The 975-nt window shown below is 48.7% G+C and carries 1 protein-coding gene; it reads right to left on the bottom strand.

What is annotated here, in order from left to right; genetic code table 11:
- Window positions 1–975 (bottom strand): histidine kinase dimerization/phospho-acceptor domain-containing protein (locus R7Z50_RS25130; RefSeq protein WP_411979512.1); only part of this gene is annotated, 975 nt, incomplete at both ends.

Here is a 975-nt window from a genome sequence, read left to right as displayed (position 1 = left end):
AATATGCTGGTGGCATTGTGCACCGCATCGTGGAGTATCGACACTTCATTATGAGGTTCATGAGAAGTTTTACGGGTGAAGACTTTTAGCCTAGCAATGACCTCGGCAATAGTCTCGTTTAGCGAGAGCATCTTGTTTAAGTTGTCTGCGACCATCGGGTAGCGTTCCATCGACAACAAGCGCTGGGAGTTTTCGGTGTAAGTTCTCAGCGCGGCAAGTGGTTGGTTTATCTCGTGGTTGATACTGGCAGACAACTCTCCCAGCAAAGCAAGTTTGGCGGCTTGAGTCAGCTCTTGCTGAGTTTGTCTTAGCTCTTGCCGGCTTTGTTCATACGGACGAACCGTCTGCTGCAACTTGTGGTTTGCTTCACTTAGTACAACCGTGCGTTGCATGACTTTTTCTTCCAAGCTCACATTGAGATTGGCAAGACGTGCCTTGTTTACCAGCATCTGAAACCACGCCAATGCGATCAGGGCAATCAGCGCGTATAAAATCAAATAGACTACATCGGCCTGCAATACTGCCGTCAGTACGGTGTGGTGATTGATTAACGCTACAACGCGAAAACCTTTATCCAACAAATGTGTTGCGTACGCGAGGTAGTTTGGTGACAGCAACAATTGGTTATCCGCAAACTCACTTTCGTCACTTTGCGCGGTAAGTTCGCCGTAATATTCAGGCAACGTGTCACCGTATTGGCGAGTTTCAGTCAGTTCATTGATGGCCGTTGGTGAGAGTGGAAACAGTGCGCGATAGCGCCAATCGGGTAGGTTGCTCATAAACACTACGTTGTGTTTGTCGGTCACCAAAACGTCTGCGCCACTTTGTGCAAGGCGCTGTTCCAATTGCTCCAAATTCACTTTTACCGTGATGACGCCGATGACATCGCCGTTCAACCATAGTGGAGAGGAAAAGAAGTAACCCCGTTTGTTAGAGCGTACACCTAACCCCACGTTTTGGGCTGGCTCACCACGA

The sequence above is a fragment of the Vibrio sp. 1249-1 genome (assembly GCF_033340495.1).
Note: the sequence above shows the minus strand (reverse complement) of the source record. Positions and strands in the feature narration are given on the sequence as shown.